This window comes from Aeromonas sp. FDAARGOS 1403 (assembly GCF_019047325.1).
Lineage (GTDB): Bacteria > Pseudomonadota > Gammaproteobacteria > Enterobacterales > Aeromonadaceae > Aeromonas > Aeromonas dhakensis.
On record NZ_CP077249.1, the window covers coordinates 3,476,218 to 3,493,786 of the forward strand.

Annotated in this window: 14 protein-coding genes, 8 tRNA genes and 1 pseudogene; 5 read left to right on the forward strand and 18 right to left on the reverse strand. The window is 63.8% G+C overall.

Features of this window, described 5'->3' with window-relative positions; translation table 11 throughout:
• Nucleotides 1–1,055 precede the first annotated feature (1,055 nt).
• Nucleotides 1,056–2,312, forward strand: a complete 1,257-nt coding sequence (locus I6L33_RS16185; protein ID WP_005300504.1) for a M20 family metallo-hydrolase — start codon at nt 1,056–1,058, stop codon at nt 2,310–2,312.
• A 74-nt stretch (nt 2,313–2,386) separates the two neighbouring features.
• Here I6L33_RS16185 and yjjG read toward each other — a convergent pair whose 3' ends face one another.
• From yjjG to I6L33_RS16235, 10 genes are all read right to left on the reverse strand, one after another.
• On the reverse strand, nt 2,387–3,067 hold the full coding sequence (gene yjjG / locus I6L33_RS16190) for a pyrimidine 5'-nucleotidase (protein WP_017764584.1): 681 nt from the start codon (nt 3,065–3,067) through the stop codon (nt 2,387–2,389).
• A gap of 8 nt (nt 3,068–3,075) precedes the next feature.
• Complete coding sequence (locus tag I6L33_RS16195) at nt 3,076–4,572, reverse strand: leucyl aminopeptidase family protein (RefSeq protein ID WP_095592830.1); 1,497 nt, start codon at nt 4,570–4,572, stop codon at nt 3,076–3,078.
• A gap of 172 nt (nt 4,573–4,744) precedes the next feature.
• A tRNA-Met gene (locus tag I6L33_RS16200) sits at nt 4,745–4,821 on the reverse strand.
• A gap of 94 nt (nt 4,822–4,915) precedes the next feature.
• Nucleotides 4,916–4,992: transfer RNA gene (locus tag I6L33_RS16205), tRNA-Met, on the reverse strand.
• Between the two features lie 94 nt (nt 4,993–5,086).
• Nucleotides 5,087–5,163, reverse strand: a tRNA-Met gene (locus I6L33_RS16210).
• A gap of 94 nt (nt 5,164–5,257) precedes the next feature.
• Nucleotides 5,258–5,334: transfer RNA gene (locus tag I6L33_RS16215), tRNA-Met, on the reverse strand.
• A 95-nt stretch (nt 5,335–5,429) separates the two neighbouring features.
• Nucleotides 5,430–5,506: transfer RNA gene (locus tag I6L33_RS16220), tRNA-Met, on the reverse strand.
• A 94-nt stretch (nt 5,507–5,600) separates the two neighbouring features.
• Nucleotides 5,601–5,677: transfer RNA gene (locus tag I6L33_RS16225), tRNA-Met, on the reverse strand.
• Between the two features lie 96 nt (nt 5,678–5,773).
• Nucleotides 5,774–5,850, reverse strand: a tRNA-Met gene (locus I6L33_RS16230).
• Nucleotides 5,851–5,942: 92 nt separating this feature from the next.
• Nucleotides 5,943–6,019: transfer RNA gene (locus tag I6L33_RS16235), tRNA-Met, on the reverse strand.
• Nucleotides 6,020–6,215: 196 nt separating this feature from the next.
• Here I6L33_RS16235 and glgX point away from each other — a divergent pair.
• A complete protein-coding gene (gene glgX, locus I6L33_RS16240) occupies nt 6,216–8,279 on the forward strand; it encodes a glycogen debranching protein GlgX (protein WP_216972922.1) in 2,064 nt (687 codons plus the stop codon).
• 83 nt (nt 8,280–8,362) lie between these two features.
• On the opposite strand, the gene I6L33_RS16245 is transcribed toward glgX, so the two are convergent.
• The 4 genes from I6L33_RS16245 to I6L33_RS16255 all read right to left on the reverse strand — a co-directional run bounded on the left by I6L33_RS16245 (nt 8,363) and on the right by I6L33_RS16255 (nt 11,986).
• On the reverse strand, nt 8,363–9,082 hold the full coding sequence (locus tag I6L33_RS16245; RefSeq protein ID WP_123246078.1) for a hypothetical protein: 720 nt from the start codon (nt 9,080–9,082) through the stop codon (nt 8,363–8,365).
• A gap of 117 nt (nt 9,083–9,199) precedes the next feature.
• Nucleotides 9,200–10,837: an ATP-dependent endonuclease gene (locus I6L33_RS16250; protein ID WP_216972923.1), complete on the reverse strand. Its 1,638-nt coding sequence runs from the start codon at nt 10,835–10,837 to the stop codon at nt 9,200–9,202.
• A 77-nt stretch (nt 10,838–10,914) separates the two neighbouring features.
• Nucleotides 10,915–11,037, reverse strand: coding sequence for a hypothetical protein (locus I6L33_RS22145; protein ID WP_257619520.1), 123 nt, complete (start codon nt 11,035–11,037; stop codon nt 10,915–10,917).
• 61 nt (nt 11,038–11,098) lie between these two features.
• A complete protein-coding gene (locus I6L33_RS16255; RefSeq protein WP_019838793.1) occupies nt 11,099–11,986 on the reverse strand; it encodes a helix-turn-helix domain-containing protein in 888 nt (295 codons plus the stop codon).
• 162 nt (nt 11,987–12,148) lie between these two features.
• Between I6L33_RS16255 and I6L33_RS16260 the strand changes: the two genes are divergently transcribed.
• On the forward strand, nt 12,149–13,066 hold the full coding sequence (locus tag I6L33_RS16260) for a DMT family transporter (RefSeq protein WP_026139174.1): 918 nt from the start codon (nt 12,149–12,151) through the stop codon (nt 13,064–13,066).
• A 52-nt stretch (nt 13,067–13,118) separates the two neighbouring features.
• Entirely contained in the window at nt 13,119–13,982 is an 864-nt protein-coding gene (locus I6L33_RS16265) for a LysR family transcriptional regulator (protein ID WP_216972924.1), read from the forward strand.
• 59 nt (nt 13,983–14,041) lie between these two features.
• Here the strand turns inward: I6L33_RS16265 and I6L33_RS16270 are convergent, their stop codons facing one another.
• The 3 genes and pseudogenes from I6L33_RS16270 to I6L33_RS16275 all read right to left on the reverse strand — a co-directional run bounded on the left by I6L33_RS16270 (nt 14,042) and on the right by I6L33_RS16275 (nt 15,909).
• Nucleotides 14,042–14,821, reverse strand: coding sequence for a TSUP family transporter (locus I6L33_RS16270; RefSeq protein ID WP_010634092.1), 780 nt, complete (start codon nt 14,819–14,821; stop codon nt 14,042–14,044).
• Between the two features lie 207 nt (nt 14,822–15,028).
• Nucleotides 15,029–15,154, reverse strand: a pseudogene (locus I6L33_RS22060) (DTW domain-containing protein); the annotation flags it as partial.
• Nucleotides 15,155–15,159: 5 nt separating this feature from the next.
• Nucleotides 15,160–15,909 (reverse strand): tRNA-uridine aminocarboxypropyltransferase, encoded by a 750-nt coding sequence (locus I6L33_RS16275; RefSeq protein WP_124250977.1) that lies wholly within the window; start codon nt 15,907–15,909, stop codon nt 15,160–15,162.
• Between the two features lie 167 nt (nt 15,910–16,076).
• Here I6L33_RS16275 and I6L33_RS16280 point away from each other — a divergent pair, with 167 nt between their 5' ends.
• Entirely contained in the window at nt 16,077–16,490 is a 414-nt protein-coding gene (locus I6L33_RS16280; protein ID WP_124250978.1) for a VOC family protein, read from the forward strand.
• A 62-nt stretch (nt 16,491–16,552) separates the two neighbouring features.
• On the opposite strand, the gene I6L33_RS16285 is transcribed toward I6L33_RS16280, so the two are convergent.
• Nucleotides 16,553–17,542 carry a D-alanine--D-alanine ligase gene (locus I6L33_RS16285; RefSeq protein WP_099358271.1) on the reverse strand — a complete coding sequence of 330 codons (990 nt, stop codon included), beginning with the start codon at nt 17,540–17,542 and terminating at the stop codon, nt 16,553–16,555.
• Nucleotides 17,543–17,569: the final 27 nt, after the last annotated feature.

The window sequence follows — 17,569 nt, forward strand, 5'->3', positions numbered from 1 at the left end:
ACCTCCACCCATGGCTCCCTGCCTTCCCCTCGCCTCTTCAGGCAGCCCGGTCAGGGCGATGCAGCCAGCAAGCCTCCCCACCTGCCAGTGGCTCGCAGCGAAACACTGCACAGGGCCATCGCGACCTGTGCAGTCAGCTCACCCTCCTTGTCATCAAGTGGTCATGTACCTGCCATCAGCAGCCGCCAACATGCCGTGAAAAGAGTCGAACAGGATCGGTTCAATGGTTGCACGACTGTCATCAATCACAGGATTTCTGCAAATTTACGAGAGTGCTGCCGCCAGAAGGTGGCGTCACTACTGGGAAAAATCCCCGGAGCACGACAAGAAATGCTGGGGGTAGAGAAAATGGGGCTGACAGCAGTTCAAACCATGCCAGACTCACCCCATCGCCAGCAAAACTGTCTGCTTTTGCCGACAAAATTTTAAAAAACCAAAAAAGCCTCATATAGGCCCCCTCGAGAAATACAACGAGAACACATTCAAAATATTGATTTTATTGAATAAAAACACCATCAAATCCTGGTGAATGCCCAACACCCATCTTGAAGCTGATAAAACAGCCTTAGATTTATAAAAATGACGCTTTCGAGCGCTACGCGACAACTACGGCCATATAAATACATTTTACTATTGTTTTACTGCGCAATTGTGGTATCTTGGTTCCATCATCAGTCAGCCAAGGGAGACAATAATATGAAAGAGTTTGTGGTTACTGCCGTTTTCACCGTGTTTTTCACTCTGGTTGCCGTCTCTCTGCCGTCGCTGTCACAGCTTTGAGCCGGTTGGTTGCCCACTTCGTGATCCGCATGGGCAACGACAGGCACCAGTGCGCTGGTTAATTCACCGCATTCAGTCATTTTTGGTCGTTTCATCGAAAATGAGTGCAGACAAGGTGGTTAGCACCAGTCGGTGTATATAAACAGAGCTGTCGTGCCACGGCAGCGTAAACAGGGGGAGCCAGTGGCTCCCCCTGTTGCATTTGTGTCTGCGGGATTTACTCTTGCCCCCCTGCCCGTCACAATATCCGCTGGATTCGCCATGCAGGAATTACCATGACACAAGATGCGCTAAGCCATTGGCGTCGTGATCTTCATCGTCTGCCCGAAGCGGCCTGGTGTGAATTTCGTACCAGCTCCCTCATCGCTCACCACCTCAATGAACTCGGTTTCTCCATCATGCTGGGCGACAAGCTGCTGGCCAGCAATCTCATCATGGGACGCAACATAGACGTGCAGGCCCAGAAGGAGCGAGCCCTGCGCCAGGGCGCCCATCCGGACTGGCTGGGCCGGATCGAAGAGATAACGGGGGTGATGGGACTGTGGGACAGCGGCCGACCGGGCCCGACCCTGGCCTTTCGCTTCGACATCGATGCGGTGGAGGTCGAGGAGAGCCAGGATGAGCTGCATCCCCCCAGCCAGGAAGGTTGGCACTCGCGCAACCCCGGCTGGATGCACGCCTGCGCCCATGATGGCCATACCGCCATCGGGCTGGTGCTGGCCGAGCGGATCGCCGCCCTCGCCGATCGGCTGAACGGCCGTATCAAGCTCTTCTTCCAGCCCGCCGAAGAGGGGTGTCGCGGCGGCAAGGCGCTGGCCGCCGGTGGCCAGCTCGACGACGTGGATGCCCTGCTGGCGCTGCACATCGGCATTCACGCCAACAGCGGCGAGCTGGTGGTCAATCCCACCGAATTTCTCTGCTCCACCAAGTTCGACGTGGAGTTCATGGGGCGCGCCGCCCATGCGGGGCTCGAGCCCAACGCCGGCAGCAATGCGCTGGCGGCGGCCTGCATGGCCACTACCGCCATGCTCGGCATCGCCCGCCACCGCGACGGCATGACCCGCATCAACGTCGGCCAGCTCCATGCGGGCAGTGGCCGCAACGTGATCCCGGGCCATGCCCTGCTGCAGGGAGAGACCCGGGGCGCCACACCGGCCCTCAACGACTATATGTTCAGCCAGGTGCAGCAGATGGTGGAAGGGGCGGCCATGATGCAGGGCGCCACCTACCTCATTCGCAAACAGGGCGAGGCCATCGGCATCGACAACAGCCCGGCCCTGCTCGAGGAGATCATCCCGCTCGCCCAGGCGCTCAAGCTGGAGACCATCCACACCCGTCGCTTCGGTGCCAGCGAGGATGCCGGCTTTCTTATCGAGCGGGTGCAACGTAACGGTGGCCAAGCGGCCTACCTGATCCTGGGGGCCAATCTGGCGGCGCCCCATCATCACCCGGAGTTCGACTTCGACGAAGCCGTGCTGGCGCCCGGCGTGGCCCTGCTGGAGTCCTGGTTGCTGGCCCGCCTCGGCCGCTAGCAAGAGCCGGAGACAAACAAGGCAGCCCGTGGGCTGCCTTGTTTTTTTTCACTTCCCCTGCGCAGCAGAAGTTCCTATTCGCCCAGCACGATGGCCGAGAGGTGGGCGAAGTGGTGGATCTCGTGGGTCGCCTCGCTCGGACCATCCTGACGGGCCGGGTTGTACCAGCAGGTCGCCAGCCCCTGGGCCGCGGCGCCGGCAATATCGGTCTTGGGGTTGTCCCCCACCATCAGCACCCGCGCCGGACTCGGCTGACCCATCAGTGCCAGCGCGTGCTGGAAGATGGCCGGCGCCGGCTTGGTCACCTGCACCTCGTCCGAAATCACCAGCGGTTCGAACCAGGCCTGCCAGCCCAGCTTGTCGAGGCGCCCGCGCTGGGGCAGGCTGAAACCGTTGGTGATGATCCCCATCTTCACCTTGCTCTTCAGCGCCTGCAGAGTCTCCTCCACCCCCTCCAGCGGCACGCTCAAGGCGATGATCTGCTGCAGGAAGGTGTCGTTCATCGCCATCGGCGCCACGTCCACCTGCTCGGCAAAGAGGGAGAAACGAGTCTGTTGCAGGTGGACGGCATCGATCTCGCCGGAGTTGTACTGCTGCCAGAGCCGGTGGTTGAGGGCGTGGTACTCAGCCATCTTGGGCGGAGTCGGCGTCACGCCGTAAATGTGCAGTGTCTGCTCCAGCGCCTGAGCGACCGGGAAATCGACCAGGGTTTCATCCAGATCGAACAACACCCAGTCATAACTTGGTTCTTTCACGGGATCCCTTACTGTTCTGGTTGATCAAGTTCATTGCGCCGCCCCAGCGGGCCGGCCAGCAGTTCCAGCGTCAATCTGACCCCGAAACCAGTCACCTCGCTGCTGACTACGCCATTGCCGCCCTTGTTGCGAAAACCACTCAAGTCGAGGTGCAGCCAGGGGGTCTGGGCAGGCACGAAACGGCTGAGGAAACGGGCCGCATCGATGTGATCCGGCGAGGCGCCGGGCGCACACTGTAACAGATCGGCCCACTCGCTATCGAGGTTGTCGTCGTAATCCTCATCCAGCGGGAAGGGCCAGACTCGCTCACCGCTGCGCTGACCCAGGCTGATCAGCTCGCTCAGCCACTGGGGCCGGTTGGTGAAGGCGCCACTGTAGCGGCTGCCGAGCGCCCGCTTGCAGGCCCCGGTCAGGGTGGCGTAGTCGATCAGCAGATCCGGGTTGTCCTGCACCGCCATGCTGAGGGTGTCGGCCAGCACCATGCGCCCCTCGGCATCGGTATCCACCACCTCGATGGTGGTGCCATTGAGGGCGGTCACCACCTCCCCCGGCCGGTAGGCGAGCGGGCCTATGTGGTTCTCGGCAATGGCGAGCCAGCAGTGCACCTCGTAGGGCAGCCTGGCTCGGCTGATGGCGTGAAGCGTGCCCAGCGCCACCGCACTGCCCCCCATGTCCAGATGCATGCCGTACATGCTGCCGGAGACCTTGAGGTTGTAGCCGCCCGAGTCGTGACAGATCCCCTTGCCCACCAGGGCCACTCGCCGCACCGCATTGGGTGGGCAGTAGCTCAGCTTGACCATGGCGGCCTGGTTGTCTTCCGAGCCGCGTGCCACCGCGATGAAGGCACCGGCCCCCTGCTCGGCCAGCTGAGCCTGATCGTACTCATGCCACTGCCACCCCTCGCTCTGGGCCAGCTGGCGTACCCATTCACGGTAGCTGCGGGCGGTCAGATCGGAAGCGGGCGACACCGCCAGATGGCGGGCGATACCGTTGCCCTCGGCCTCGGCATAGATCCGCGCCAGATCCAGCACGCAATTGGGAGAGACCGCGATCTGCTGGTAGCGCCAGGGATCTTCGCTGCGATGCTTGTGGCTTGGCAGCGGCACGTTGGCCGCCAGCAGGGTGGCCAGCGCCAGTTCGGCCAGGAGAGTGGTATCGGCCTCGTCAAACCCCTCCAGATGCAGCCCCAGTCGCTCAATCTTGAGCCCGGCCAGCGGCGCAACCCAGCTGCGCACCTGCTTGTAGAGGGCATGATCGCGCGCGGGACGGGCCGGCAGGAAGACCAGCAGTTGCAGGGTATTGTGCAGCACCAGGCTGTAGGGGGCTTTCTGCCCCAGTGCGATCTGGGCGCTGACGGCGGCAAGCTCGGGCAGGGCCAGCAGGCTCTCGCGCCGCTCTTCGGCGCAGATCAGCAGGTTGGCGGCCAGGCCATTGGTGAGGACGGCAGCAAGGCTGGCGTCGTGAATGTCGATCTGCGGCGGCAGATAGGTAAATGGTTGCATCATCGGGCAAGGCCCTCGTCCATGAAGAGATACCAGAGATGATACCCAACAAAGCGGGGTCACAGCCAGATTGCACTTGAAAATCAATATCAAGCGTGAAAAGGAGACAAAGCAGAAAGACCGCGAAGGCGGCTGGATGACAAGCTAGAGGAACAAGGTAATAAAGAAGGGAAGTTGGTTGCGGGGGCCGGATTTGAACCGACGACCTTCGGGTTATGAGCCCGACGAGCTACCGAGCTGCTCCACCCCGCGTCCGAATTGTATTGCCACCACAAGAGACAGAGCAGTTGCCCCTTGCTGTCTTCGTCTCCACCGCAGGGCATTGCCTGCCATGGACACAAATAGTTGGTTGCGGGGGCCGGATTTGAACCGACGACCTTCGGGTTATGAGCCCGACGAGCTACCGAGCTGCTCCACCCCGCGTCCGAATTGTATTGCCACCACAAGAGACAGAGCAGTTGCCCCTTGCTGTCTTCGTCTCCACCGCGCGGCATTGCCTGCCATGGACACAAATAGTTGGTTGCGGGGGCCGGATTTGAACCGACGACCTTCGGGTTATGAGCCCGACGAGCTACCGAGCTGCTCCACCCCGCGTCCGAATTGTATTGCCACCACAAGAGGCAGAGCAGTTGCCCCTTGTTGTCTTCGTCTCCACCGCGCGGCATTGCCTGCCATGGACACAAATAGTTGGTTGCGGGGGCCGGATTTGAACCGACGACCTTCGGGTTATGAGCCCGACGAGCTACCGAGCTGCTCCACCCCGCGTCCGAATTGTACTGCCACCACAAGAAGCAGAGCAGTTGCCCCTTGTTGTCTTCGTCTCCACCGCGCGGCATTGCCTGCCATGGACACAAATTAGTTGGTTGCGGGGGCCGGATTTGAACCGACGACCTTCGGGTTATGAGCCCGACGAGCTACCGAGCTGCTCCACCCCGCGTCCGAATTCTATTGCCACCACAAGAGACAGAGCAGATGCCCCTTGTTGTCTTCGTTTCCACCGCAGAGCATTGCCTGCCATGGACACAAATAGTTGGTTGCGGGGGCCGGATTTGAACCGACGACCTTCGGGTTATGAGCCCGACGAGCTACCGAGCTGCTCCACCCCGCGTCCGAATTGTACTGCCACCACAAGAGGCTGAGCAGTTGCCTCTTGCTGTCTTCGTCTCCACCGCTGCGCACTGCGCTTGCCATGGATACAAATAGTTGGTTGCGGGGGCCGGATTTGAACCGACGACCTTCGGGTTATGAGCCCGACGAGCTACCGAGCTGCTCCACCCCGCGTCCGTATTTTTTCGTTCAGGCTGAGCAGTAGCCTGTTCGAATTCTCTTGTTTATCAACACATTGTGAAACAAGGCTGATGCAAGAACTCAGATGGTTGCGGGGGCCAGATTTGAACTGACGACCTTCGGGTTATGAGCCCGACGAGCTACCGGGCTGCTCCACCCCGCGTCTGAGGTCGCCAATAATAGGCGCCGGCGCTCAGATTGCAAGTAAATATCCTAAAAAAACTTCATTCGTAGATTAAACCGGCATAAATCGCAGGAATTTGCAACAGAGCGCGGTTTTTTCAGGCAAGCAGCTTGTGGGCCAAGCTGGCGCACTACACTCAGATGGTTTGTAACTCCTCGTTTTGGGTAGGTTTATCATGCGCATCTCCGCCGGTCATTGCCGTCAATTGGGGGCCACACCCGAGCACGACGGCGTCAACTTCGCCATCTGGGCCCGTCTTGCCAGTCGAGTCGAACTGCTGCTGTTTGCCGGCGCCGACGATGCCACGCCGGAAGTGATCCCCCTCTCCCCCCGCCTCAACCGCACCGCCTACTACTGGCACATCCATATAGAGGGGATCGGGCTGGGTCAGCGCTACGCCTATCGCATCCAGGGCCCCTGGCGCCCCTACTACGGCACCCGCTTCGATGCCGACAAGGTGCTGCTGGACCCTTATGGCCGCAGCATTGAGCTGGGCGCCGACTACGATCGCTGGGCGGCGGCCCGCCCCGGCAGCAACCTGGCCTGCTGCGCCAAGAACCGGGTGGTGGATACCCGCAACTACGACTGGGAGGGGGACAAGCTGCCTGCCCACTCCCTCTCCCGCTCGGTGATCTACGAGCTGCACCTGGGGGGCTTTACCAAGTCGCCGGACTCGGGGGTCGACCCCGCCCTGCGTGGCACCTACCTCGGCCTTATCGAGAAGATCCCCTACCTGCAATCCCTCGGCGTCACCGCAGTCGAGCTGCTGCCGGTGTTCCAGTTCGATCCTCAGGATGCCCCCAGGGGGCTCTCCAACTACTGGGGCTACAGCCCCATGTCGTTTTTCGCCCCCCACGCCCAGTACGCCAGCGGCGATGATCCCCTCACCGAGTTTCGCGACATGGTCAAGGCGCTGCACCGCGCCAACATCGAGGTGATCCTGGACGTGGTCTACAACCACACCGCCGAGGGGGGCGACGATGGCCCCACCTTCTCCTTTCGCGGCATCGACAACGAGGCCTACTACATCCTCGATGCCAATCAGAAGGACACCAACTACTCGGGCTGCGGCAACACCTTCAACGGCGCCCACCCCGTGGTGCTGCGCATGATCATGGACAGCCTCCACTTCTGGCGTCAGGAGATGCACGTGGACGGCTTTCGTTTCGACCTGGCCGCCATCCTGTCGCGGGACGAATCGGGCCAGCCCCAGGCCAATGCACCGACCCTGCGCACCATCGACACCGATCCCCGCATCGCCGACATCAAGCTCATCGCCGAGGCCTGGGATGCGGGGGGCCTCTATCAGGTGGGCAGCCTGGCCGGCGCCCGCTGGCGCGAGTGGAACGGCCAGTTCAGGGACGACGTGCGCCGCTTCCTGCGCGGGGATGACAACGCGGTGATGGCGTTCGTGGAGCGGCTGTGCGGCAGCCCGGACATCTACCACTATCACCACGCCGATCCGGAGAAGAGCATCAACTTCGTCACCTGCCACGACGGCTTCACCCTGTGGGACTGGACCAGCTACAACGGCAAGCACAACGAGGCCAATGGCGAGCAGAACCGGGATGGCTGTGATCACAACTTCAGCTGGAACCACGGCCAGGAGGGGCCGAGCGAGGATCCCCAGATCAACGCCCTGCGCACTCGTCAGGCCAAGAACATGATGGTGGCCACCCTGCTCTCGGTGGGCTCCCCCATGCTGCTGATGGGGGACGAGGTGCTGCGCAGCCAGCACGGCAACAACAACGGCTACTGCCAGGACAACGACACCTGCTGGATGCACTGGCAGCCCGATGCCAGGGGGCAGGAGATGTTTCGCTTCATGAAGGAGCTGATCCAGTATCGCAAGCACCTGTTCCAGCGCCCGGAACAGGAGAGCATGCCGCTGTCGCTGACCGAGATCCTGCGCCACAGCGAGATCTGCTGGCACGGGGTCAACGCCGCCCAGCCGGACTTCGGCCCCCACTCCCACGCCATCGCCATGTCAGCCCTGTCGAGCGAAACCCGGCTGGCCCTCTACGTGCTGTTCAACGCCTACTGGGAGCCGCTCACCTTCAACCTGCCGAGTCCCCCCAAGGGGGTCGGTGGCTACTGGCGCCGGATCCTGGATACCGCCCTGCCCTCGCCCGAGGACATCAGCACCTTCGGCATGCCGCTCGAAGGGTTGACCCGGGAGTACCTGGCCCAGCCGCGCAGCAGCTGCCTCTTCATCTGCGGCGCCGACGACTTCTACTAGAGGGCCGCACACCAGGGCCGCAAACGGCCAGCAAAAAGCCCACCCCGGTTGCCCGGGGGGGGCTTTTTCATGATGCCGGTCGGTCAGGCCAGCTGGTGCAGCACGCTGGTCGCCGCGATCTGGGCGATGATGAGGCCGCACAGGGCGGTGGAGACCACCACCGGCGCCGTCTCCTGCTGGCGATAGAGCGGGCTGAACCAGAGCAGCAGGGCGGCGATCAGCAGGGCCGCCTGGGTCAGTACGCCGGGGATCAGGGCATCAAGCCCGGCGCCGTTCCCCTGCCAGCCCACCAGCACCGCCAGCCAGAGCAGGCTCAGGATGGCGGCCACCAGCCCGGCCAGCGGCAACAGGGTGTTGAACGCCTGCAGACGGTGACGGGCCCGCAGCAGCATCAGATGGGCGAAGGCCGCCCCCAGCAGCACCATCTGCAGCAGGCCGCCAAGCCAGCCCTGGATCTGCAGCAAGCCGATGCCATAGACCAGCAGCGGCACCGCCGGCAGCCAGAACAGGGTGGCCGGGATGGCGCGCTTGCCCTCCAGCCGGGATTGAGCCAGCGACAGCACCACTCCCAGGATCAGGGCGGCGCCGCCACTCCAGATCAGCCAGTCGGCCGCCTTGGCCTCCACTGCCAGCATCAGGGAGAGGCCGGTGATCACCCAGACCGAGAAGAGCTGGGTGGTGATCCGCGAGCGCTGGCCCGGGCAGAGATCACCGCGCCAGAGCACCAGGCCCAGGGCGATGAGGGCCCCCAGCGCCATCAAGCCGGTCAGGGGAAAGAGCCAAAAAGGGAGTTGGACGAACATGACGCCTCCAGCAGCAAGAATTCAGAACGCGCCGATGGCGCCGGATGAAGGGGCCGAGTATACCCAAAGCCGCCGTCATCCCCAATCCCTGCCGCGCATCAGCCTGCGACGAAGGGCTCAGCTCTGGCCGCGGGCCAGCGCCACCACCCGGGCGAACATCTGGCGCAGCACCGGCGGGATGTGCTCGCCGCCGAGCCGCTCCGCCTCCTCCACCACCGCCAGCGCCATGCCCGGCTTGCTGCGATGGTGAATCGCCTTGTTGATGATGCGCCCGGCGTTGAGGGTCGAGCGCCCCCCGACGCCAGCTTCACGCCGGAACACCGCCTCGAAGCCGTTGTGGTAGAGGTAGTGCTCTATGTCCGCCGCCGGCAACTGGGTCAACCGATCCCGCTCCCTCTCTCCCTTGAGCAGGGAGCGCGCCGAAGTCGCGTATTTGACCCCCGCCTCGTCGCCGTCGGTGAGCAGATGCCACTCGATGCCAAAGTCGCGCGCCACCTTGATAAGGGGTGACTGACCACACTGGGCGAACTCGATGATCCGCACCCCCTCCGCCCGCAGGCTGTAACCGCAGATCTGGGCGAGCTCGGAGAGCAGCCAGATCTCGGTCTCCCCCTCCACCAGCAGCCAGCAGCGGGCAAACATCGACATGGGACGGTTGATGCGCACGTGGAAGGCAATCTTGCGCAGATCGTCGCTGCTGTAGCGCTCGCCCCCCAATTGATGACAGAGGATATCCTGCTGGCGGCGCACCAGCCGGCGGACCTGGTTGAGGGGCAGCGAGGAGAGCAAGTCCCCCGAATTGGTGGTGAGCAGCTTCTGCCCAGGCAGTTGTTCCAGCAGGCCCCAGGCCAGTGCCAGCATGGTGGGGTGCAGGCGGCTCTCCGGGTCTTCCAGGATCATGATGGGGCGTGCCCCCTGCTCCAGCTCCCGGTTGCCCCGCGCCTGCAGCAGGGTGGCCGCCATGCCCGCCATCGCCAGTTGCAACGCCCGGTTGTCGGCATTGCGCAGCAGCGCCTGCAGATTGCCGGGGTTGCGCAGGGTCATGGGGCGATTGACGATCTCCCGCTGGCTGCGAGGCTTGTTCTTGATGGGGGCCAGCGCGTTGAAGTAGTGATCCATCAGCTGGCGTACCGCCTGCAGCGCCTCCTTGAGTTCGGGCTCGCCGATGCGCTGGGGCTCGTCGATCAGCTTGTCGGCCAACTCGCTCAGCCGCAGCTCGGAGAGATCCCCCCACTGCAGGGTCTCCACCCCGCTTCGGGCGGTACGGGCATCCCGCAACCGGAACACCGGGTTCATGGTGATGAGCAGGCAGACCAGCTCGTGGGCATTGTCGATGGCCAGGCTCTTGCCGATGCCATCGAGAAAATCGTGGGTGGTGGTGACGGAGCCGTCGCTCTGCAGCTCGGCGCTGGCGCGGTAGTGAATGCGGTGAAACTTGTCCTTGTGCTTGATCCAGGCGGCGCCGAGGCGGGCCAGTCGCTGGGAATGCAGGCACATCTGGGGCCTGTGCTCGCTGAAGGTGAGCACCAGTTGCAGGTGGCGGGCCGGCTCGAGCTCGGGATCTTCGGGCTGATGGAAGTCATCGCTGCTGAACTGGTAGGGCTCGGCATCCTGGCCCAGCAGACACCAGAGGGCGCGCAACAGGCTGGACTTGCCCCAGGCGTTCTCGCCGATGAGCACTGTGGTGTGGTCCAGCCCGAGCGAGAGGCGATTTATTCCGCGAAAACCTTTGACTTCAATGCGTTCCAGAAACATGCGGCCATATCCAGTCCATCCTGATGGCGCAATAGTGGCAAAGTTGTCGGGAAAATCCTATCGGGTCGTGGCGATTTTCAGCGGGAACTGTGAGGAACGAGCGGTTCGGGGACGGTGGCGCCGGCAAGTCGGCCCTGGGGGGCGTTCCAGTGGCTGAACCAGAGGTGGCGGGTGCGAGTCTGACGTTTGCGATGATTCAAGGGCATCTCCTGTGCGGGTTGAAGGAACGAGGTTCCCCCTCGTTGCCAACCAATCTGCCGCTTATCTGTGACAGGAGGATGACAGCTGGCTGCGCCACTGACCCGGGGTGAGACCAAACGCCTCGCGAAAGCGGTTGCCAAGGTGGGCCTGGGACGAGAAACCGCACTGGATGGCGATGCTGGCCAGGGAGTCGGCGCCGGCCAGCAGCTGCTTGGCCCGCTTGAGCCGCAGCCCCAGCAGGTAGCGGTGAGGCGGACAGCCCAGGCTCTGGCCGAACATGCGGGCAAAGTGGTATTCGCTCAGGCCCGCCTCCTGCGCCAACTCGGCCAGGGTGACAGACTCCGCCAGATGGGCCAGCAGGTACTCCTGCACCCGCCGGATCACCGCCGGTGCCAACCCGCCGCGCACCTCGGGCAGCGGCGGCGCCTCCCGGGTGTGGTGGCGATAGGCGTGCAGCATCAGCATCCAGGCGCCGTGAGAGAGCGCCATCCTGTCCACCTGGTGCTGCCAGTCCAGCTGCATCAGCTGACCCTGCACCAGGCTGGCGGCCAGCGGATCGTCGATGAAGGTCTTGTCCTCCAGCAGCAGGTGGCGCCCCTCCTTGTCGCACACCTCTTCGGCGATGCGAGTCAGGTGGGCCGGGGTGAAGTAGAGGTGGAAAAAGCGAAACTCCTCGCGCACCAGCCACTCGGATCTGTGGTGATCCGGCATGATGCACACCTTGCCGGTGCCGCCGTGGCCACCCGGGCCGTCCAGCCGCTCGGTCTGCTCGCCCCCCTGCAGGTAGACGCTCAGGGTATGGTGGCCCGGCTTGTGGTAGCGGGTCTGATCGTAACAGTTGCGCCAGCTGGCGACGCCAAGGCCGGGTTCCAGCCAGCAGGCGTTCTCCAGTCGCGCGCCCGTGCTGACCAGTGCATCGAATACTCCCGCCGGCTTAGTCTGCAGCACCCGCTCTGTTCCTCTTGTTGCTTGTGGCCCCTGTGCGCCATCTTAACGCGGCGCGGCGGCAAAGGCTGCGGCTGCCCGTAAAAAACCGCAAGATGGTGTAAGCCCGCCGCCACCGCCCGCTGCATGCTGATCCCATGTCGTACTCATCTCACCGGATACCCCATGAACCTGATGCTCTATCTTGCCACCGTCCTTATCTGGGGCAGCACCTGGATCGCCATCGCCTGGCAGCTCGGCCCCATTCCCATCGAGGTCTCGGTGCTCTATCGCTTTGCCCTGGCGGCGCTGGCACTGTTTGCCCTGCTCACGGTGAGCGGCAAGTTCCCGCGCCTGCCCTGGGCGGGCCAGCGTTACGCCGCCCTGCTCGGCGCCCTGCTTTTTTCCACCAACTTTCTCTGCTTCTACCACGCCACCCTCTATATCCCGAGCGGCATGTCGGCGGTGATCTTCGCCAGCGCCAGTATCTTCAACGGCCTCAACCTCTGGCTGTTCGAGGGTAAAAGACCCGGCCTGCGCTGGTTGCAAGGATCCTTGCTGGGGCTCGTCGGCACCCTGCTGCTGTTCTGGCCCGTGCTGGCGGATGCGCAACTGGGTGCAAACGGCTGGAAGGGGCTGCTGTTTGCCTGCGGTGGCACCCTCTGTTTCTCGCTCGGCAACCTGGTCTCGGCCCGCGGCCAGCGCCAGGGCTATCACGTGCTGCAGATGGTGCCCTGGGGCATGGTCTACGGCGTGGCGCTGCTGCTGGGCTGGGTCACCCTGCTCGGTCAGTCGCTGACGCTGCCCACCGATCCGCGCTACCTGGCGGCCATGGTCTATCTGGCCATCTTCGGCTCCGTCATCGCCTTCACCGCCTACCTCACCCTGGTGGGGCGCATCGGCCCCAGCAAGGCGGCCTACGCCACCGTGCTGTTTCCTCTGGTGGCGCTGACCCTGTCCACCTTCTACGAGGGGTTCGTCTGGCAGCCGGTGTCGGTGGTCGGCGTGGTGGTGAGCCTCATCGGCAACCTGGTGATCTTCGCCCCGCCCGTCAAGGCGTGGCGCTGGCCGCTGGCACGGGCTACAAACGGTACTTGCCCCTGATGCCACCAGCCCCTAAGGTAACCGCTTTCAACAGACGAGGACGGGAGAGAGCATGTTACTGGAAGGGCTGGAGACACTCTGCCTGCTGGCGAGCGAGGGCACCATGGCCAAGGTCGCAAGCCGCCTCTATATCAGCCAGTCGGCGGTCAGCAAGCGCATCGCCCAGCTGGAACAGCGCCTTGGCAAGAAGCTCATCGAGCCGGATGGACGCCACACCCGCCTCACCCCCCAGGCCAGGGAGCTGCTCACCCGGGTGGCCCCGAGCCTGGCCGAGATGAAGGGGGTGCTGACGGACAGCCAGATCCTCACCGACCAGACCCCCCTGCCCGTCGCCTGCTCGGAGACCCTGCTGGCGGGATACCTCGCCCGCTTCATGCACGACTATCTCGAGCGTGATCCCCATATCGCCCTCTCCACCCACCACACGCCGGTGATCCTGGCCCGGGTGCGCGGCGGCGATGCCCTGCTCGGCATCTGCGCCGGGCGTCTGCCCCCCGGCCACGGCCTGTGCACCGAACGGCTGCTGGAGGAGCCCTTCTATCTGGTGGGGGACGCAGCGTCCGAGCACCAAGAAGAGAGTGCCGAGCGGCTGCAACCCATCCTCACCATGGATCTGGACAACCCCTCCAACCGCTATCTGCGCGAACCGCTGGCGGCCCTTGGCCTGACCCCGGCCATGGAGCTCGACTCCTACCTGGCGCTGATCGAGCTGGCCAAGGCGGGGATTGGCCCCGTGCTGCTGCCGGCCGGCCTGCTGGCCCTGGTGGGCGAGCAAGGGGCGCAGGCCCGTCCCCTGCCGGGGCTGGGACGCCCGCTCCACCTGGTCTACCGGCCAAACAGCCTCAAGCGCGAGCGCATTGCCCGCCTGGTACAGGCCCTGCAGGCCCATTTCCGGCAGCTGACGGCTCAGGGCTGAAAAACAAGAGGGCCCGATCCAGCGGATCGGGCCCTCTCTATGATCCCTTGTGCAAGGCGTCAGCCCAGCCAGGCAAAGAGCTCGGGATACTGGCTCCACACCAGCTTGACGGACATCAAGAGGGAAACGGTCACCAGCAGCGGCTTGATGAGCTTGACCCCCTTCTTGAGCACCAGCTTGGAGCCCATGCGGGCCCCGATGAACTGCCCCAGCGCCATGCACAGGCCGACGCTCCACACCACCTTGCCCCCCAGGGTGAAGAACAGCAGGGAGGCGATGTTGGAGGTGAAGTTGAGCAGCTTGGTGTGGGCAGTGGCCCGCGCCATGCCAAAGCCCGCCAGAGCCACGAAGCCGATGGCAAAGAACGAGCCTGTGCCCGGCCCGAAGAAGCCGTCATAGAAACCCACGCCACCGCCCACCAGCAGGGCGAATGCCATGGGAGTGAGGCGGCGCTGACTCTCCGCATCGCTCACCCGGGGGGAGAAGTAGAAGTAGCAGGCAAACGCCATCAGCAGGAAGGGCAGCAACCGCTCCAGGATGGCGGCATCTATGGTCTGCACCGCCAGGGTGCCGATGGCCGCGCCGATGAAGGTGCAGATGACCGCCGGCCAGATGATGGCCCACTCCAGCAGCCCCTTGCGGGCATAGAACCAGGTGGCGGAGAAGGAGCCGAAACTGCTCTGCAGCTTGTTGGTGCCGAGCACCAGGGCTGGCGGCATGCCGGTGGCGAGCAGGGCGGGCACCGTCAGCAGGCCCCCGCCGCCGGCAATGGCATCGATGAAGCCGGCCACCAGGGCCACGCCAAACAGGGCAAGCAGGGTAAAGAGTTCCAGTTCCATCCATCGCCTCGCGAAATTGACCGGGGCCCGCAAAGGCCCGCACAGCGCAGGCTCGCCATGAGCCTGATAAACACCGCAGGTCGCTATCCTAATGGGGCTTGGCTCATGACGCCAACGAAACGGTGGCAGGCAATTGATTCCTGATTTTCATCAGTCAACCGCCCCATGGCGTGGCTGGCACGCGTGCGATCCCCTCGCCCGTCTTGATCAGGCCGCGTCGGGCGCGCAGCAGGTCACTCCATCGGCCTTGATGTCGGCCAGCGCCTGCTGCAGATGGGCCTCATCCTCGCCGGGAGCCCGGCTGACCCGGCCCGCCATGTAGCGGCTGCTGAAGCGGATTAATCCAGAATGGCAGCCTGCCCCTTGATGGCTTCCAATCCGCCCAGAAGCGGCATCTCGCCCTCATCAGGAGCCCGGCTGATCCGGCCCGCCATGTAGCGGCTGCTGAAGAGATTGAACCACAGCTGCAGCGCCTGTCCCGCCGCCAGCTCGCCGGCCACCTCCAGCACGCAGGCCGCCACCTCGGCGGTGCACAGGTGCTCGTCGCAGTGGGCCACCCGCATGCCATAGGTGGAGAGCGCATCCGGCTTGATGGAGAGCACCGGAAAACCGTCCAGATAGGGGCTCTTGTTGAACATCTTGCGCGCCTCGGGCCAGGTGCCGTCCAGCAGGATGAAGAGCGGCTTCTTGCCGGGAACCGGGGTCACCACCGAGGTGAGCCGGGCCGGCTCCTTCTCGCAGGCGGGAAACACCACATAGGGTTGCCAGGCGGGATCCGCCAGCAGGGCCAGCAGCTCGGGATGGGGCTGGGTGCGCGACCAGAGAAACGCCCAGGTGGTCTGCGGCAGCACATCGGCGATGAGGCGCCCGGTATTGGAGGGCTTCATCGGTTCGCTGTCGTACATCAGCAGGCAGAAGCCAGCCTCGGCCTTGAGCTCGGGGCGCCACTCGCAGGCACACCAGTCGTGGCGCAGCTGGCAGGCTTCGCAGCGCGGCACGCTGCCGCCACGGGCGAGAAAGGGTCGGGTCGAGACGCTCTTGCGCCAGATGCGCAGGCGATTGACGGCGTGATCGGGGATTGGCTTCATGGAACGCGGCTCTGACGGTGCCTGTGGCAGGACAAAAAGGGGGCAGATTGTAACGGTGCGCCCTCTGCGCAGCAAGGCCCCCCATCTGGGGCAAGCCGGGATGCCGCGCCTCTTTAATACTTGGTCGTCAATCCATGCACCCACGCATGGGACACAGGAGGACGACGATGGCAGAACAAGACATTGCCCGCGAGCACGCCCTGGCCGAAGGCACTACCTTCACCTGGCACGAGCTCTATCTCCCCGATGCCGAGGCCGGGATCCGTTTCTACACCGAGGTGCTCGGCTGGGAGAGCCAGACCATGGCGATGGAAGGCGGCGACTACCCCATGCTGGTTGCCAATGGCAGGCCGATCGCCGGCGTGCAATCTACCCGGGGCAATCCCGAGATGGCCGGCGTACCACCCCACTGGGCAACCTATATCGCGGTGGATGACGTAGATGCCAGGGTGCTCAGGGTCAACCAGCACGGCGGCACCGTGGTGGTGCCCGCCATGAACATCCCGGGGGTCGGGCGCATGGCCCTGATTGCGGATCCGCAAGGGGCGCACATCTGGCTGTTCACCCCTGACCCCATGTGACATCGCCAACCGCAACAACGACAGAGGGGCCCGCGGGCCCCTCTGTCACGTTCGGCAAGCCGTCAGACCGCCTTGCGCAGGATCTGCTCCAGATAGTGCGCGAAGCTGTGGCCGTGATGCTCCAGCAGTTTCGGGAACATGGAGATGGAGGTCATGCCCGGGAAGGTGTTGATTTCGTTCAGCAGGATCTCCCCCTCTTCGGTCAGGAAGAAGTCGATGCGCGACAGGTGAGTCAGTTTGAGCTGACGGAACGCCTTGAGAGCATACTCGTGGATGGCATCGGCCTGGGCCTGGCTCAGCCCCTCGGCACGCAGCGCGGTCTCGGTGTGGCTGGCGCTGCTGTACTTCTCTTCATAGGTGTAGAACTTGTCCTGCGGCACGCAGATCTCGCCCGGGTAGGTAGCCACCAGCTCGTCGCCGTACTGGTAGACCGCCACTTCCAGCTCGCGCGGCTTGACCGCTTTTTCGATCAATACCTGCTCGGAGTAACCGAAGGCATCGGCAATGCCCTTCACCAGATCCGCTTCGTTGCTGGCGGAGTAGCAGCCGACGGAAGAACCCTGGGATGCCGCCTTGATGAAGACCTTGCCCCACTTGGCCAGCGCCGCTTTCGCCTCGCTCAGCGCCGCGTCGTTCTGCTCGGTCAGGAACAGATAAGGGGTGTTGGGGATGCCGAGGGCGGTGAGCCACAGCTTGGTGGTGATCTTGTTGAAGCACACCTTGCTCGCCTCGGCGTCGCAGCCCAGGTAAGGCAGGCCGGCCAGCTCGAGGAAGGATTGCAGATCGCCGGTCTCACCCGGGTAGCCGTGGATGCAGGGCACCACGTAATCCACCGGACGGGCCACGCTGTCGAAAGAGAGCAGCTTGTCCAGCCCCAGCTTGCACTCGCGGCCGTCGGCGCTGAGCCAGCGGTCGGCAAACATCTCGACCCGGGTCACTTCCACGCCGGGCAGGAGAGAGAGCTGTTTTTCGAGGAAATTGGCACTGCGCAGCGAGACTTCGTGTTCGGAGCCACCGCCGCCACACAGCAGCAAGACATGGATGTTCTTCATTAGATGTGATCCCTTGGGAAAAGCGGC

Excerpts from the sequence above, each read along its gene's own strand:
- I6L33_RS16275 (WP_124250977.1), bottom strand. The coding sequence starts at position 15,909 with ATGAAGCCAATCCCCGATCACGCCGTCAATCGCCTGCGCATCTGGCGC.
- I6L33_RS16195 (WP_095592830.1), bottom strand. The coding sequence starts at position 4,572 with ATGATGCAACCATTTACCTATCTGCCGCCGCAGATCGACATTCACGAC.
- I6L33_RS16270 (WP_010634092.1), bottom strand. The coding sequence starts at position 14,821 with ATGGAACTGGAACTCTTTACCCTGCTTGCCCTGTTTGGCGTGGCCCTG.
- I6L33_RS16250 (WP_216972923.1), bottom strand. The coding sequence starts at position 10,837 with ATGTTTCTGGAACGCATTGAAGTCAAAGGTTTTCGCGGAATAAATCGC.
- I6L33_RS16280 (WP_124250978.1), top strand. The coding sequence starts at position 16,077 with ATGGCAGAACAAGACATTGCCCGCGAGCACGCCCTGGCCGAAGGCACT.
- I6L33_RS16265 (WP_216972924.1), top strand. The coding sequence starts at position 13,119 with ATGTTACTGGAAGGGCTGGAGACACTCTGCCTGCTGGCGAGCGAGGGC.
- I6L33_RS16285 (WP_099358271.1), bottom strand. The coding sequence starts at position 17,542 with ATGAAGAACATCCATGTCTTGCTGCTGTGTGGCGGCGGTGGCTCCGAA.
- I6L33_RS16185 (WP_005300504.1), top strand. The coding sequence starts at position 1,056 with ATGACACAAGATGCGCTAAGCCATTGGCGTCGTGATCTTCATCGTCTG.
- glgX (WP_216972922.1), top strand. The coding sequence starts at position 6,216 with ATGCGCATCTCCGCCGGTCATTGCCGTCAATTGGGGGCCACACCCGAG.
- I6L33_RS16245 (WP_123246078.1), bottom strand. The coding sequence starts at position 9,082 with ATGTTCGTCCAACTCCCTTTTTGGCTCTTTCCCCTGACCGGCTTGATG.
- I6L33_RS16260 (WP_026139174.1), top strand. The coding sequence starts at position 12,149 with ATGAACCTGATGCTCTATCTTGCCACCGTCCTTATCTGGGGCAGCACC.